The sequence below is a fragment of the Azonexus caeni genome (assembly GCF_048146105.1).
GTDB classification, from domain to species: domain Bacteria; phylum Pseudomonadota; class Gammaproteobacteria; order Burkholderiales; family Rhodocyclaceae; genus Azonexus; species Azonexus aromaticus_B.
In genome coordinates, this window is record NZ_JBKJAD010000010.1 from 23,916 (window position 1) to 40,229 (window position 16,314).

The 16,314-nt window shown below is 67.0% G+C and carries 11 protein-coding genes; 10 read left to right on the plus strand and 1 reads right to left on the minus strand.

The features are described from left to right. From ACLIIZ_RS11310 to ACLIIZ_RS11340, 7 genes are read left to right on the plus strand one after another with little or no spacing between them, the layout of a single operon-like run. Positions 1-819 (plus strand): ABC transporter ATP-binding protein, encoded by an 819-nt coding sequence (locus ACLIIZ_RS11310; protein ID WP_416692225.1) that lies wholly within the window; start codon positions 1-3, stop codon positions 817-819. After that, positions 816-1,739, plus strand: a complete 924-nt coding sequence (locus tag ACLIIZ_RS11315; protein ID WP_416692226.1) for an MlaD family protein — start codon at positions 816-818, stop codon at positions 1,737-1,739. Before ACLIIZ_RS11310 ends, ACLIIZ_RS11315 begins: the two co-directional genes overlap by 4 nt. Then, complete coding sequence (locus tag ACLIIZ_RS11320; RefSeq protein WP_416692227.1) at positions 1,736-2,278, plus strand: ABC-type transport auxiliary lipoprotein family protein; 543 nt, start codon at positions 1,736-1,738, stop codon at positions 2,276-2,278. The genes ACLIIZ_RS11315 and ACLIIZ_RS11320 overlap by 4 nt, the downstream gene beginning before the upstream one ends. 34 nt (positions 2,279-2,312) lie before the next feature. Beyond that, positions 2,313-3,290, plus strand: a complete 978-nt coding sequence (locus tag ACLIIZ_RS11325; protein WP_416692228.1) for an ABC transporter permease — start codon at positions 2,313-2,315, stop codon at positions 3,288-3,290. After that, complete coding sequence (locus ACLIIZ_RS11330) at positions 3,290-4,666, plus strand: ABC transporter permease (protein ID WP_416692312.1); 1,377 nt, start codon at positions 3,290-3,292, stop codon at positions 4,664-4,666. The genes ACLIIZ_RS11325 and ACLIIZ_RS11330 overlap by 1 nt, the downstream gene beginning before the upstream one ends. 28 nt (positions 4,667-4,694) lie before the next feature. Then, positions 4,695-5,048 carry a hypothetical protein gene (locus tag ACLIIZ_RS11335; RefSeq protein ID WP_416692229.1) on the plus strand — a complete coding sequence of 118 codons (354 nt, stop codon included), beginning with the start codon at positions 4,695-4,697 and terminating at the stop codon, positions 5,046-5,048. A 23-nt stretch (positions 5,049-5,071) separates the two neighbouring features. After that, complete coding sequence (locus ACLIIZ_RS11340) at positions 5,072-7,051, plus strand: ABC transporter ATP-binding protein (protein WP_416692230.1); 1,980 nt, start codon at positions 5,072-5,074, stop codon at positions 7,049-7,051. A gap of 46 nt (positions 7,052-7,097) precedes the next feature. On the opposite strand, the gene ACLIIZ_RS11345 is transcribed toward ACLIIZ_RS11340, so the two are convergent. Then, on the minus strand, positions 7,098-8,435 hold the full coding sequence (locus ACLIIZ_RS11345) for a transglycosylase SLT domain-containing protein (RefSeq protein ID WP_416692231.1): 1,338 nt from the start codon (positions 8,433-8,435) through the stop codon (positions 7,098-7,100). A gap of 312 nt (positions 8,436-8,747) precedes the next feature. Here ACLIIZ_RS11345 and ACLIIZ_RS11350 point away from each other — a divergent pair, with 312 nt between their 5' ends. The 3 genes from ACLIIZ_RS11350 to ACLIIZ_RS11360 all read left to right on the plus strand — a co-directional run bounded on the left by ACLIIZ_RS11350 (position 8,748) and on the right by ACLIIZ_RS11360 (position 16,312). Further along, positions 8,748-10,346, plus strand: coding sequence for a methyl-accepting chemotaxis protein (locus ACLIIZ_RS11350; protein WP_416692232.1), 1,599 nt, complete (start codon positions 8,748-8,750; stop codon positions 10,344-10,346). 126 nt (positions 10,347-10,472) lie between these two features. Continuing rightward, the gene (locus ACLIIZ_RS11355; protein ID WP_416692233.1) at positions 10,473-13,709 is read left to right on the plus strand and encodes a response regulator; all 3,237 of its coding nucleotides are present in this window, start codon (positions 10,473-10,475) and stop codon (positions 13,707-13,709) included. Next, a complete protein-coding gene (locus ACLIIZ_RS11360; RefSeq protein WP_416692235.1) occupies positions 13,706-16,312 on the plus strand; it encodes an EAL domain-containing protein in 2,607 nt (868 codons plus the stop codon). Before ACLIIZ_RS11355 ends, ACLIIZ_RS11360 begins: the two co-directional genes overlap by 4 nt. Positions 16,313-16,314: the final 2 nt, after the last annotated feature.

Below are 16,314 nucleotides of genomic sequence, written 5' to 3' on the forward strand. Positions count from 1 at the left end.
ATGGCCGCCACCGAATCCGCCTTCGAGTACGCGATCGAGGTCGAGCACCTGGTCACCCACTACGGCGCGCGCAAGATCCTCGACGACATCAATTTCAGCGTCCGCCAGGGCGAGATCATGGTCATCATGGGCGGCAGCGGTTCCGGCAAGAGCACGCTGCTGCGCCACCTGCTCGGTCTGCACCGGCCGACTTCCGGCAGCATCCGCCTGCTCGGCCACGACATCACCCAGCTGAGCGCCGACCAGATGTACGACCTGCGCAAGAACATGGGCGTCGCTTTCCAGGGCGGGGCGCTGTTCAACTCGATGACGGTCGGCGAGAACGTCGAGCTGCCGCTGCGCGAACACACCCGGCTCGACGACAACACGATCCGCATCATGAGCCGGATGAAGCTGGAGGTAGTCAACCTCGCCGGCTTCGAGGACCTGATGCCGGCCGAGCTCTCCGGCGGCATGATCAAGCGCGCGGCACTGGCCCGGGCGATCGTCATGGACCCGCGCCTGCTCTTCTTCGACGAGCCGTCGGCCGGCCTCGACCCGGTGGTTTCGGCGGAACTCGATGAACTGATCCTGACCCTGCGCGACGCGATGAACATGACCATCGTCGTCGTCACCCACGAACTGGAAAGCGCCTTCAAGATCGCCGACCGCATCACCGTCCTCGACCAGGGACGCATCCTGATGTCGGATACAGCGGCGGCGGTGCGCGCTTCCGACCATCCGCGCATCCGCGCGCTGCTCGACCGCACGCCGCGCAGCGACGCGGTGGACGCCGATGCCTACCTGGAACGACTGACCCGGGAGATTTTCCGAGCATGAAACGCGACAACGTCAATTACCTGTTGGTCGGCAGCTTCGTGCTGCTCATGGGCATCGTCCTGCTCTACGCGCTGTACCGGATCACCGGCCAGGCGGCGAACGGCGAACCTTTCGTCACCCATTTCGCCAACGTCGCCGGGATCAAGGCCGGCTCGCCGGTGACGCTCGACGGCTACGCCATCGGCAACGTGGCCAGCATCGAGCCGGTGCGGCGCGATGGCCGCAACGCCTACCGGGTGACGCTGCAGTTGCGCGAAGCGGTCGGCATCCCGGCCGACAGCCGGGCGCGCATCACGGCGCCAGGCATGCTGGCGGCGCCGCTGGTCGACATCCGCAGCGGCCAGAGCCAGGAGATGCTGGCGGCCGGCGCCGAACTGCCGGGCGAAGCCGGCGGCAGTCTCAGCGATTCGGTCGCCGGGCTGGCCGGCGATCTGCGCGCCCTGGCCAACGATGGCATCCGGCCGCTGGTCGAGCAGATTGCCGGCCGCATCGACCGCGTCGGCGGCAGCCTCGAAGAAAACCTGCCGGCGACGCTGCACGAACTGCGCTCGGCGATGACCCGCCTGAACGCCACGGCCGGCCGCGTCGACCAGTTGTTCTCGGCGGAGAACCGCCAGCACATGGAAGGCATGTTGAAGAACGGCCACGACGCCTCGCTGCGCATCGCCCAACTGTCGCAGGAAATCCTCGGCGCCAGCCGCGAGCTCGAAGGCCTGCTCAAGGATTCCCGGCTGATCGTCGCCGGTAGCGGCCAGGACCTGCAGCAGTCGCTGCGCCACGCCGACGCGCTGCTCCACCAGCTGGAAGCCGCCGGCCGCAACCTCAACGAATTCAGCCGCACCATCCGCAACAATCCGGCGGCGCTGATCCAGAGCCGGCCGCCGGTCGATGCCGCCACCGCCCAGGGAGAAAAACCGTGATCCGTCTGCTGGCCATCCTCGTCCTCATCGCCGGCCTCGCCGCCTGCGGCGGCAACGTCGCGCCGGCGCCGCAGGAACAGTTCTACCGCCTGCAGGCAACGCCGCTCGCCGACGCCGGGCCAGCCGCCGGTCTGGCGATTGGCCGTTTCTTCGCCGACAGCATCTACGCCGAGCGGCCGCTGGTCTACGGCGATCCGGCCGACCCGCATAGCGCCCGTCAGTACCACTACCACCTTTGGCTCTACCCGCCGGCGCAACTGGTGCGCGACCATCTGGCGCAGACGCTGGGCGCCCGCCAGGCGGATTTTGCCGAACGGCGGATCGAGGGCCGGGTGCTGCGCTTCGACCGCGTCGGCCGGCAGGCCGTGGTCGAACTCGAACTGCGCGTTGTCCAGGGACGGGAGGCGGTTTTCGACCGGCGCTATGCGGCCGAGGAAACGGCCAGCGGCGACGGCCTGCGCGCCCACGTCGAAGCCAGCGAGCGGGCGCTGGCGACGATCTACGGCCGCTTCCTCGCCGATCTGCGCACCCGCCGCTGAGCAGCGGCGGCGACTTCTGCGATAATCCATCGCCATGCTCGCCTTCCTCTTCCGCCGCCTGCTCTACGCGATCCCGATCCTGATCGGGGTGAACCTGATCACCTTCGCGCTTTTCTTCGTCGTCAACACGCCCGACGACATGGCGCGCATGCAGCTCGGCATCAAGCGCGTGACGCCGGAAGCGATCGCCCAGTGGAAGGCCGAGCGCGGCTACGACAAGCCGCTGTTCATCAACGGCGCGGCGCCTGGGCTGGCGACGCTGACCGACACCATCTTCTTCGAGAAGTCGGCCCGTCTCTTCGTCGGCGATTTCGGCCGCGCCGAGGACGGCCGCGACATCGCCCGCGAGATCGGCACGCGGATGGGGCCGTCGCTCGCCATCGCGCTGCCCACCTTCGTCCTCGGCCTGTTCGTGACGATCAGCCTGGCGCTGACCCTGGCCTTCTTCCGCGCCACTGCCTTCGACGTCTGGGGCGTCGTGCTGTGCGTCGCCGCGATGTCGATTTCCGGGTTGTTCTACATCATCGGCGGCCAGTACCTGTTCGCCAAGGTCTTCCGCCTGGTGCCGATTTCCGGCTACGGCGACGGGCTCGACGCCTGGCGCTTCCTGGTCCTGCCGGTGGCGATCGGCGTCGTCGCCGGCATCGGCGCCTCGGCCCGCTGGTACCGGACGATCTTCCTCGAAGAGGTTTCGAAGGACTACGTGCGCACCGCGCGCGCCAAGGGATTGAACGAGACCGTCGTCTTCTTCCGCCACATCCTGAGGAACGCGCTGATCCCGATCCTGACCGGCGTCGTCGTCGTCATCCCGACGCTGTTCATGGGCTCGCTGCTCACCGAATCCTTCTTCGGCATCCCCGGCCTCGGCAGCTACACGATCGACGCCATCCAGGCGCAGGACTTCGCCGTGGTGCGCTCGATGGTCTTCATCGGCTCGGTGCTCTACATCGTCGGCCTGATCCTGACCGACATTTCCTACACCCTGGTCGATCCGCGGATTCGTCTCCAATGATGGACTTCCAGATCGTCGTCCTCTGGTCCGACCTGCTGGTCTGGCTGTTGCTGCTTACCGGCGTCGCGGTCGGCGTGCTGATCGCCCGCACGCCGCTGCTGCTCGCCGCCTGGCGGCGGGTAGGGCGCAGCCGCGCCGGCATGGCGTCGGCCACCGTGCTGCTCGTTTTCCTGATCGTCGGCCTGCTCGATTCGTTGCACTATCGGCCAGCGCTCCCCGGTGCGCCGGGCGACAAGACGCAGTATTCGATCGAGGTGCTGTCGTTGCTCGACGCGCTGGCCGGTCCGCTACGCACGGAAAACGAGAAGACCTACTCGGCGCCGCTGGCGACCCGACTCTACGCCAAGGAAACGGTGGAGCCGCCGGGCGTCGGTACGCTGCGCGAGTTCCCGCGTCTCAAGTTCGGTGGCGCCCACCTTGGCGACAACGAGGCCGCAGCAAGTGCCGATATCGCCGGGCGGGCAGCGGGCGGCGCGGCGCTCGGCTTTCTGGTCTGGCTGGCGGTGGCCGGGGCCAGCGCGGCAGCAGTCGGCGGCTGGCGCAAGCTCGTCCGCGGCGAAACCGTCTTTGCCTGGAACGCCGTGCTGCTCACCTTGCTCGTCCTCTGCCTGACGCTCGGGCCGCTCTTCGCGCTGGCCGGCCACTATCACGTCTTCGGTACCGACAAGGTCGGCCAGGACGTGCTCTACCAGATTCTCAAGAGCGTGCGCACGGCGCTCATCATCGGCCTGGTGACGACGCTGGTGATGCTGCCGGTGGCCGTGCTGCTCGGCATCGTCGCCGGCTATTTCCGGGGCTGGGTCGACGACCTGATCCAGTACGTTTATACCGTCCTCAATTCGATTCCCGGCGTGCTGCTGATCGCCGCCGCCGTGCTGATGATGCAGGTGGTGATCGACACCCATCCGCAATGGTTCGCCACCGCCGCCGAGCGCGCCGACCTGCGCCTCTTGGCGCTTTGCTTCATCCTCGGCATCACTTCGTGGACCGGGCTGTGCCGGCTGCTGCGCGGCGAGACGCTGAAGCTCAGGGAACTCGAATACATCCAGGCGGCGCAGGCCTTCGGCGTCTCCAGCGGGCGCATCATCCTGCGCCATATCCTGCCCAACGTCATGCACATCGTCATCATCGCGCTGGTCATGGATTTCTCCGGGCTGGTGCTGGCCGAGGCCGTGCTCTCCTACGTCGGCATCGGCGTCGATCCGACGATGACGAGCTTCGGCACGATGATCAACAACGCGCGCATGGAACTCGGCCGCGAGCCGGTCGTCTGGTGGTCGCTGATCGCCGCCTTCGTCGCCATGTTCGTGCTGGTGCTGGCCGCCAACCTGTTCGCCGACGCGGTGCGCGACGCTTTCGATCCGCGTGCCGCATGATCCGTCATTCAACGCCGAGCCCGAGCCGATGTCCGAACTGATCCATCTCGCCGATTACAAGCGCCAGGGGCCGGAAGCGGTCCAGGCGCTGCTCGCCAGCGAACTGGCGCCGGGCGTCACGGTGCATGCCGCGGCCTGGGTATTCGCCATGCCAGAAGCCGAATTCGCGGCCAGCGATGCCGATCCGGACCGCATGGCCGAACTGCTGCACGAGGCCGGGCTGGCCTTCTTCAGCGGTAACGACGACCAGCCGCCCAACCTCGTCCTGCGCGACGCCGACCGCTTCCGCCGCCATTTCCGCCAACTGGCCTGCCGCGAGGCGGCGCTCACTGCGCTCGGTACCGGCATCCTGATCCGGCGCGATCCGGCGCGTTGCGTTTGAACTCACCGTCACCGATTCCCGCCATGGCCGATACCCCCTTGCTCACCGTGAACGACCTGCGCCTCGGCTTCCTGGCCGGCGAGCGGCTGCTCTACGCGGTCGACGGCATTTCCTTTGCCATCGCCCGCGGCGAAACCTTCGCCCTGCTCGGCGAATCGGGCTGCGGCAAGTCGGCCACCGCGCAGGGCATCCTGCGCCTGCTGCCGACGGCGGGGCGGATCGCCGGCGGCTCGGTGCGCTTCGCCGGGAGCGAGCTGCTGGCCTTGCCGGAAGCCGAGATGCGGGCCTATCGCGGCGGGCGCATGGCGATGATCTTCCAGGAGCCGGCGACCAGCCTTAACCCGGTGCTCACCGTCGGCCGCCAGATCGGCGAGGTGCTCGAACGCCACCGCGGCCTGGCCGGCGCGGCGGCGCGCCAGCGCATGCTGGAATTGCTGCGTCAGGTCGGCATCGCCGATCCGGAGCGGCGGCTCGACGAATATCCCTTCCAGCTGTCCGGCGGCATGAAGCAGCGGGTGATGATCGCCATCGCGCTGGCCGGCGAGCCGGAACTGCTGATCGCCGACGAGCCGACGACGGCGCTCGACGTCACCGTGCAGGCGCAGATTCTCGACCTGCTGGCCGGCCTGCAGGCGGCGCGCGGCATGGGCATGTTGCTGATCACCCACGACCTCGGCGTGGTCGCCCGCATGGCCCAGCGCATCGGCGTCATGTACGCCGGCGAGCTGGTCGAAGTGGCGAGCCGCGAGGACTTCTTCACGACGCCGCGCCATCCCTACACCCAGGCGCTGTTCGCCGCGCTGCCCGAGGTCTCGCGGCGCGGCACGGCGCTGACCACGATCCCCGGCCAGGTGCCGGCGCTGGCGGCGATGCCGGCCGGTTGCCGCTTCGCCGGGCGTTGTGCGCAGGTCATGCCGGTCTGCCGCGAGCAGTCGCCGGACTGGCGCGAAGCGGCGCCCGGGCACGCCGTGCGCTGCCACTGGCAGGGCAGCGCGTTGCCCGGCATGGCGCCGGCGGCGCTGGTCGCCGCCGAATCAGCGGTCGCTGCGCCTTTGCTCGAAGTGGCCGAGCTGAAAGTGCATTTCCCGATCCGCCAGGGCATCCTGCAACGCGTCGTCGGCCATGTCCGCGCCGTCGACGGCGTTTCGCTCGCCATCGCACCGGGCCGCACGCTGGCCCTGGTCGGCGAATCCGGTTGCGGCAAGACGACGGTGGGCAAGGCGCTGCTGCAACTGATCGCGCCGACCGCCGGCAGCGTGACGCTGGCCGGCCGCCAGCTGGTCGGCGCCGACCGCCGTGCGCTGCGCGCCGCCCGCCAGCAGGCGCAGATGATCTTCCAGGACCCGTTCGCCTCGCTCAACCCGCGCCTGCGCATCGGCGAGATCATCGCCGAAGGAATTGCCGCGCTCGGTGTTGCAGGCGACCCGGCGGCGCTGGTCGCCGCGCTGTTGCAGCAGGTCGGCCTGCCGGCCGACGCGGCGCAGCGTTTCCCGCACGAGTTCTCCGGCGGCCAGCGCCAGCGCATCGCCATTGCCCGCGCGCTGGCGGTGCAGCCGCAACTGCTGGTCTGCGACGAGCCGACCTCGGCGCTCGATGTCTCGGTGCAGGCGCAGATCCTCAACTTGCTGAAGACGCTGCAGGCGGAACTGGGCGTCGCCTACCTGTTCATTACCCACAATTTTGCCGTCGTCGAATACCTGGCGCACGACATCGCGGTGATGTACCTCGGCCGCATCGTCGAACAGGGTAGGGCGGAAGAAGTGCTGGGCAAGCCGCGCCATCCCTATACGCAGGCGCTGCTGTCGGCGGTGCCGGTGCCGCGTCTCGACGGCGCCGGGCAGCGCATCGCGCTGGCCGGGGAAGCGCCGTCGCCGGCCAGGCCGCCGGCCGGTTGCCACTTCCACCCGCGCTGTCCGCGGGCGAGCGAAATCTGTCGTCAGCGCTATCCGGATAGCGTCGCCGTCTCGGCGACGCACACGGTCGCCTGCGTGCTCGCCGCTTGAGCGGCCAGCGCGCCTGGCGTCTTCCGCCGCTGGCAGGGGAAGCTCGCTAGCGCTTCTTCTTGCCGCGCGGTGTCGGCTTGCCTTTGCCCGCGCTGCTGCGGGCCTTGCTTGCCCGGGAATTGCCCGCCTTGGCCTTGCCCGCCGCCGATTTCTTGTTCTTGGCGCTGCCGGCCTTGCCCTTCTTGCCCTTTTTGCCCCGGGCCCTGGGTTCCGGGGCGATGATGGCCGGTGAGGATTCCATGCCCAGCATGCGTTGCAGGCTTTCCAGATTGCCGTTGCCGGGAACCAGCAATTTCGAGCCGGCGGCCAGACGAACATTGCCGGGCAGACCGTTGGCCTGGATCAGTTCGCGGCTGCTGACGCCGAGCTGGCTAGCGATGTCGTTGATCCGCTGCGGTGACTTCACCGCGTAGGCCTGCCACTGCGTCAGTGGTGCCTGGTTGTTGGCGAGATTGGCGTTGAAGATGGCGATGCGGTCGGCGGGCAGGATCAGCGGCGTGTGTGCCTTGATGATCGGCCGGTTGTGCGAGGGATTGAGGTGGCGGAATTCCTCGACGCTCATGTTGGCCAGGCGGGCCGCCGTCTTGACGTCCATCGGCCGCGGCGCGGCGGCGGTGGCCAGGTAGGGTTCGTTGGGAATCAGCGGCAGGTTGAGGCGGGCGAAGGTTTCCGGATTGCCGATGATGTTCTTCAGTGCCTGCAGCTTCGGCACGTAATGCCGGGTTTCCTTGGGCATGCGCAGGTTGGGATAGTCGGTCGGCAGGCCGCTCGCGGCGTTGCGCTCGACGGCCCGTTTGACCGCGCCTTCGCCCCAGTTGTACGAGGCCAGCGCCAGGTGCCAGTCGCCGTGCATGTCGTAGATGGTTTGCAGGTAGTCGAGGGCGGCGTTGGTCGAGGCGAAGACGTCGCGCCGCTCGTCCTGCCACCAGTTCTGCTCCAGGTTGAAGCGACGGCCGGTGGCCGGGATGAACTGCCACAGCCCGGAAGCGGCGGCCGGCGAATGCGCCATCGGGTTGAACGAGCTTTCGACCATCGGCAGCAGTGCCAGTTCGGTCGGCATGCCGCGCTCTTCAAGGGCTTCGACGATGTGGTGCAGGTAGGGACGGCTGCGCTCGATCATCTGCCGCAGCATGCCGGGGCGCGCCATGTACCACTGCTGGTAATGGAGGACCAGATCGTCGTTGAGATCGGTCATCGCAAACCCGTTGCGCACGCGTTCCCAGATGTCGGACGAGCGCAGCGTGAGGTCGATGGTCAGCGGCAGTTCGGGCTGCGGGCCGATTTCCATGATGTTGAGACCGTCGCCCAGCGTCGGGAAGGACGACGGGATCGAGGTCTGCAGACGCGGGTGAACCTCGAGGTCGGCGCTTGCGACAAGCGGCATGACCAACGCGGCAATTCCCGCGCACACGCCGCAGAAACGGCGGAGCAAGGGCGGGAAGAGGGAATGGGACATTGACCGGTGCTCCATGCGCGAACGGATTCGGCAAAGGGCGCAATTATAACCGAGGTCAGAGTCAGGGGTTTTTCCGAAATCGTAAATTGACGATGGCTGGGCGCCATCTAAACCAAAGTCTAATGGCCGGCGCTGGCCGGGAACGATAGTTTCGCCATCCTGGTTTGCAGGCGACCGGCGTTCGCCTGGCCATTACCGGTGGTCCGTGTCCTCGGCATGGAGGCACCGCAGAGGGATGCAATGGTTTTCGATGATTTCGGGGGATTTTTCCGCGCTGCTCAGTGGTCGTTGCGGCAGCGGTTTTCGCTGGCGATCTGGACGATCGTCGCGGTGATCGTGATCCAGGTGTACGGCATCCGTCTGCTCGGCAAGGCGGCCACCTTCCATTTTCTCGAGCGCAATCACATGGAACTCGCCCTGCGTATCGACGCGGCGCTGGGGGCGGTGGAGCAGGCGGCGGGCAATGCGGCGGCGATCCGAGTCGACGATGTCGCGCAAATGCTGCGCGATGCCCGCGCGTTGGCCGTCCAGGCGGGCGACGAGACCTTCGCCGTGGAGAAGGCGATGCTCGGCCTGTTCGGTTTTGCGCCGTTGATCGAGCTGCCGGCCAAGGACATCGCCGATGTGGACGGCATGCTCGCCATCCTTGCCGCCGATCCGGCCGCCAGCGGTGCCTTGTCGCGCGAACTGGCGCTCCGGCTGCGTCCCGGCATGGATGCAATGATGCGGAATTCCCGCGATTTCGCGCCGCTGACCTTTCGCGCGTCGCAGTTCATCAAGATGAATGCCGCGCTGTTGTCGTTTTTCTGCGCGCTGGCACTGATCCTGACGGCGACGGGACTGCGCCGGCGCACCCTGTTGCCATTGGCGGCAGCGCTTGCCTCGGCGCAGCGGGTGGCCGCGGGCGATCTGAGCGAGAAGCGGGAGGTCGCCGGCAGCGACGAAGCGTCGCAGTTGATGCGTGCCCTGTCCGAAATGAATGCCAGTCTGGCCAGGCTGGTCAGTGCGGCGCGCCAGGATGCCGGGATGATCGCCGAGAGCGCGACGACGGTACGCCAGCAGTCGGAATCGGGCGCCGCCGGGATGACGCTGCAGAACGACGCGGTGACACGGATTTCGAGCACGATCGAAGAGCTCGCCGTGAGCATCTCGGTAGTCGCCGAGCGGGCCGGCGAGGTTCGCCGCCTGTCGGCGGAAAGCCTGTCCTGCTCCCGCAGCGGCTGGGACCAGATGCAGTTGCTGGCCGCCGGGGTCCGCGAAACGCAGCAGGCGGTCGAAGACATCCGGAGCACGACGGAGGCTTTCGTGCGCAATACCGGTTCGATTTCCGCCCTGACGCAGCAGGTGAAGGCGATTGCCGAGCAGACCAATCTGCTGGCCTTGAACGCCGCCATCGAGGCGGCGCGGGCCGGCGAATCGGGGCGCGGTTTCGCCGTGGTGGCCGACGAAGTGCGCAAGCTGGCCGAGCAATCCCGGCGTTCGGGCGAGGACATCGAAAATCTCACCCGCCGCTTGTCCGAAAATTCCCAGTCGGTGTCCCGTTCGGTGGAGCGCGGGGTCGAGACGCTGGCCAATGGCCAGGCATCGCTCGCCGATACGCTGCGGGCGCTGGAAACGGCGATCGGGCGTGTCGGCGAGGCAAGTCGCGGGATCGACGAGATCGAGTTGTCGGTGAAGGAACAGGCGGTGGCCGGCAACGAGATAGCACGCAACATGGAGAGCATCTCGGCGGCACTGGAGGCGACGACGGCCAGTCTGGCGGTCAATCTGCAGGAGGCCCGGGGGCTGGACCGGCTCGCCGAGCGATTGACGGCGTCGGTCGGCTCCTTCCGCATCTGATGCGGGAAGCGCCGGGCGGGCGGCTTCCGAAGGCCGTGGCGCCGGCCCGCGAGCCCGGCAGGCGGGCTGCACGGCCCGCGCTGAAATGCACTCAGCTTGCGCTGCGAATGGGGTTAGACTTATGCCATGCAAGCCCGGAAAATCTTCTTCGCATGGCTCGTGGCGCTGCTCTTCCTGCCGACGGTCGGTTGCGGCGGGGACAGCGCCGGGCAGGCGCGCGTGGTGCGCGTCGGGGTCTACGAAAATCCGCCGAAAATCTTCGCCTCGTCGCAGGGCAAGGCGGCCGGGTTGTTTGGCGAATTGCTCGAACCGATCGCCCGCGCCGAACACTGGCAGTTGCAATACCTTCCCTGCACCTGGGTAAAGTGCCTCGAAGCCTTGCAGCAGGGCGAGATCGACCTGATGCCGGATGTCGCCTTCTCGGCCGAGCGGGCGGGGATTTTTTCCTTCCACAAGTTCTCGGTGGCCAGTAGCTGGTCGCAGATCTATGCCCACCCCAAGCGCAACATCCAGACCCTGCCCGACCTCGCCGGGATGCGCATCGCCGTGCTCGACGGCGGCATCCAGGCGTCTTTCATCACGCAGTTGCTCGACAACGCGGGGATTTCCTACCACTTGCTCAAGGTCAAGTCGCTCGACGAAGGCTATCGCCTGGTCAGCGAGGGCAAGGCCGACGCGGTCGTCACCAACAGTTTCTTCGCCGCTCGCAACGGCCAGAATTACCACCTGGTCGAGACGCCCATCGTCTTTCTGCCGTCGACCTTGTACTTCGCCACCGCCAAGGGGCAGAACACTGACCTGCTCGACGCCATCGACCGTCATCTGGTGGATTGGCGGCACGATGCCGGTTCGATCTATTTCGAGGCGCTGCACCGGGCGATGGCGATGCCACCGGAAGTCCTGGCGCCGCGCTGGTTGCTGTGGTCGCTGGGAATTGCCGCTGGCGCGCTGCTGCTGTTGCTGGCGGCGAGTTTCCTGCTGCGCCGGCAGGTGGCGTTGCGCACCAGCGAACTGGAGGCGGAGCGCGCCAATCTGGAGCAGCAGGTCAGCCAGCGCACCGCCCAATACCTTGCCGCCAAGGATGAAGCCGAGCGTCTGACGCAGGTGAAGAGCGAGTTCCTGGCCAACATGAGCCACGAAATCCGCACGCCGATGAACGCTGTCCTCGGCATGCTCTACCTGGCGCTGAAGAACGTCGAGCTGCCGCCGACGGTGCGCAACCAGCTCGGCAAGGCGCAGGGGGCGGCGCATTCGCTGCTCGGCATCATCAACGACATCCTCGATTTCTCGAAGATCGAGGCCGGCAAGCTTGAGCTTGAGGCGACCGAATTCGGTCTCGATGGCGTGCTCGAGCGGTTGGCCGACGCGATTGGTTTCCAGGCGGAGAACAAGGGCATCGAATTCCTGATCCGCTACGATCCCGCCATCCCGTCGCGGCTGATCGGCGATCCGCTGCGCCTGGGTCAGGTTCTGCTCAACCTGTGTGGCAACGCCGTCAAGTTCACCGAGCGGGGCGAGGTTGAACTGGCCTTCCGCTGTCTCAGCGTGACCGACGACGAAGTCAGCCTGCAAGTCTGCGTGCGCGATTCCGGGATCGGCATGGCACCGGAGGTGCAGCAGCGGCTGTTCGAGAAATTCACCCAGGCTGACCAGACCACCACCCGCCGTTTCGGCGGTACCGGCCTGGGACTGGCGATCAGCAAGAATCTCATCGAACTGATGCAGGGCCGGATCTGGGTCGAGGATACGCAGCCCGGCGTCGGCACGACGATCTGTTTCACCCTCCGCCTGCCGATTGCCCAGGCCGCACAGGCGCACCAGCGGGCGCTGGTCGAGCGGGCCGGGCCGCTGTTGCAGGGCGTGCGCGTGCTGATCGTCGACGACAGCGAGGCGGCGCGCGAGATCATGGCCGAGATGCTGCGTTTCTTCCGCCTTGACGTCGGCACCGCCGCCAGCGGCGCGGCGGCCTTGACCGCCCTGCGGGCGGCGGGCGGCGCCCCCTTCGACCTGGTGCTGATGGACTGGCACATGCCGGGCATGAATGGTGACGAAGCGGCGCAGCGCATCCACAGCGACCTCTCGCTGGCGCGCCAGCCAAAGATCGTGATGGTCACCGCCTACGGTCGCGAGGACGTGTTCAAACGTTCGGAGCAGGCTGGCATCGATGCCTTCCTGATCAAACCGGTGCCGCCTTCCACACTGCTCGACACGATCCTGACCGTGCTCGGGCGCGGCCGGGTATTCGGCGGCGATGGCGGGGCGAACGAAGAGGCGAGGCAGCCGGTAGCGCCGCATCTCGTGGCCCACGGCCAATTGGCCGGTGCGCGCTTGCTGCTGGTCGAAGACAATGAGATCAATCGCGAATTCGCCAGCGAGCTGCTGCGTGACGAAGGGATTGTCGTCGACGTCGCGGAAAATGGTGAAGTCGCCGTCAGCAAGGTCAGGCAGCAGGACTACGATGCGGTGCTGATGGACATCCAGATGCCGGTCATGGACGGCCTTGAAGCGGCGCGCCGGATCCGCGCCTTGCCGGACGGGAAGTACGCCCGCCTGCCGATCATCGCCATGACCGCGCTGGCCATGGCTCAGGATGCCGAACAAAGCCAGGCGGCGGGAATGAACGATCATGTCACCAAGCCGATTTCGCCCGACCGGCTGATGGCGGTTCTGGCCAAATGGGTCGGCCGCTCAGCCCCCGCCGTCAGCCCCGTGGCGGCGCCGACGGAAGTCCCCGCGTCGGCGGGCGGTATTCCTGATGACTTGCTGGCCCAGACGGCTTTCGACGCCCGCGAAGGGGTGCGCCGGATCGGCGGCAAGGTGGCTTCCTACCGCAAGCAGTTACGGCGGTTCCGCGAAAACTACGCCGACGCGGTGAGCATCCTGCGGCAACGCCTGGCCGAGGACGACACGGTCGCCGCCGAGGCGCATTGCCACACCCTCAAGGGCGTCACCGGCAACCTCGGGGCGCACGCGTTGTATGAAAGATTCACCGTCATCGACAATCTCCTCAAGCGCGGCCTGACGCCTGCCGCGGAACAGCTCGACGAGGTGGAAACCCTGTTGCGCCAGGCCATGGCGGCGATCGATTCGCTCGCCACACCGGCCGCGCCGGCGTTTTCGCCCGCCGCCGCGCCACTGCCGCCCGCCGCCTTGCGCGCCTTGCTCGAGCGTCTGGCCAATGCGCTGGAGTACGATCTCGGCGCCGTCGAGCCGCTGCTCAACGAACTGCGCGCTGGGGTGGCGGGAACGCCGCTGGTGCCGGTGGTCGATGCCGTTGCCGCGTACGTCGATGTCTTCGATATCGATAGCGCCGTTGCCCAATTGAAGAATATCGCCGCCCTTGACGAGAGTTCGCAGTCATGACCCCCACCGCCAGTGAAACGACCGGCCTGCGTCCGCGCATCCTGATCGTCGACGATGTTCCGGAGAACCTGCACGCGCTGATGGGCGTTCTGCGCGAGGACTACGCCATCGTCGCCGCCACCAGCGGCGAAAAGGCGCTGGAACTGGCGCAGGCGCAGCCACAACCCGACCTCATCCTGCTCGACATCAGGATGCCCGGCATGGATGGCTACTCGGTGCTCGCCGCGCTGAAGATCAATCCCGTCACCACCGAGATTCCGGTGATCTTCGTCACCGCGCTTGCCGAGGCGGCCGACGAGGCGCGCGGCTTCTCGCTCGGGGTGGCCGACTACATCACCAAGCCGGTCAATGCCGAACTGCTCAAGGCGCGGGTGCGCAATCAACTGGAGTTGAGGCGCTACCGCAAGCACCCGGTGCTGTTCGACATCGCCGCCCACGCCGATCCGGCGCATCCGCCAACCTTGCTCGTCGTCGACGACGTTCCGGAGAACATCCACGAACTGCTCGCCGCGCTCAAGGACGAATACACCATCATGGTCGCCAGCAGCGGTGCCAAGGCGCTCGATGTCCTGCACGGCAGCGTGCTGCCCGACCTGATCCTGCTCGACATCGTGATGCCGGAACTCGATGGCTATGAAACCTGCCGCCGTATCAAGGCGCTGCCGCAGGGCAACCGGATTCCGGTGATCTTTGTCACGGTGATCGACGCCACCGAGGAGAAGGTCCGCGGCTTCAACCTCGGCGCCGCCGACTACATCACCAAGCCCTTCGACATCGACGAGGTACGGGCGCGCATCCGCAATCATCTCGAACTGGCGCGCCTGCGTCGCTTTCTGGAAGACCTTGTGGCCCAGCGCACGGCGCTGCTTCAGGTCAGCGAAGAGAAGTACCGCACCCTGGCCTACCGCGATCCGCTGACCGGCTTCGCCAACCGCGTCCTGTTCGCCGAGATGCTGCAGCATGCGATCCTGCACGCGGCTACCAGCCAGGGGGAGTTCGCGCTGCTCAGCATCGATCTCGACAATTTCGCGATGATCAACGAAAGCCTCGGCCACAGCCTGGGCGACCAGTTGCTGATCGAAGTCGGCCAGCGCCTGCAGAGCCTGCTGCCGGAGCGCGACGCCATCGCCCGCACCGCCGGCGACGAATTCAGCGTCATCCTCGACTGCGGCGACGAGGCGCCGGCGATCGACCTCCAGGCCCAGCGGATGATCGACGCCCTGGCCGCGCCTTTCGTGCTCAAGGGGCAGAGCGTCTATGTCGGCGCCAGTATCGGCATCGCCGTTTTTCCGGGCGATGGCGGCAGCACCGAGACCCTGCAGAGCAATGCCGATGTCGCTCTGCATCAGGCCAAGGTCCAGGGACGCGGCGGTTTGCGTTTCTTCTCGCCGGAAATGGGGCTGCGCGCCAAGCAACGCCTGCAACTCGAGGCGGAGTTGCGCCAGGCCTTGAGCAACGGCGAACTGCGCGTGCATTACCAGCCGCAGGTCGACCTGATCAGCGGCGACATCGTCGGCCTCGAAGCGCTGGTCCGCTGGCTGCATCCCGAGCGCGGCCAGATCCTGCCGGCGGAGTTCATCCCGCTCGCCGAAGAGAGCGGGCTGGTGGTGGCGCTGGGCGACTACGTGTTGCGCGAAACCTGCCGGCAGATCAAGCAGTGGGCGGACAACGGGCTGGCGTCGCGGCAGGTCGCGGTCAATGTCTCGGCCGTCCAGCTAAGTCGCGGCCGACTGGTCGAGTCGGTCAGGGAAGTCCTCGTCGAGACCGGCATTTCCCCGCAGCAACTCGAACTCGAAATCACCGAGAGCTTCCTGATGGTCGACCGGGATCAATCCTTCAAGGTGCTCGAGGAACTCAAGGCGCTCGGCATCCGCCTGTCGATCGACGACTTCGGCACCGGCTATTCCTCGCTCGGCTACCTGCAGCGGCTGGAAGTGGACAAGTTGAAGGTCGATATCTCCTTCGTCCGCGACATGACGACCAATCTCGGCAACGCGTCGATCGTCAAGGCGGTCATCGCCCTCGGCCACAGTCTCGGTCTCGAGGTCGTCGCGGAAGGCGTCGAGGAGAGCGGGCAGGCGCGCTACCTGCGCTCGCTGCGCTGCGACGTCATGCAGGGTTTCCTGATCAGCCGGCCCTTGCCGGCGGAAGAAATGACGCGTTTCCTGATCGCCTACGAGCCGGCGAAGATCCCGGTCGATAACGAGGCGACGTCGACGCTGCTGCTGGTCGATGACGAGCCGGGCATTCTCAGTTCGCTGTCGCGGCTGCTGCGCCGCGAGAACTACCGCATCCTGACCGCCAGTAGTTGCGAGGAGGCGCTGCGGCAACTGGCCGAGCACCAGGTCGGGGTCATCATCATCGATCAGCGGATGCCCGGCATGAGCGGCACCGAGTTGCTCGCCCGCGCCCGGGCCATGCACCCGAAGACGGTGCGCATGGTGCTTTCCGGTTATACCGCGCTGGACAGCCTGACCGAGGCGATCAACCGCGGCGAGATCTACAAGTTCCTGACCAAGCCCTGGGACGACGCGGAAATGATCCACACCGTGCGCGACGCCTTCCGGCATTACGGCGAATCGATCGACGCGGCGGCGGGCTGAGG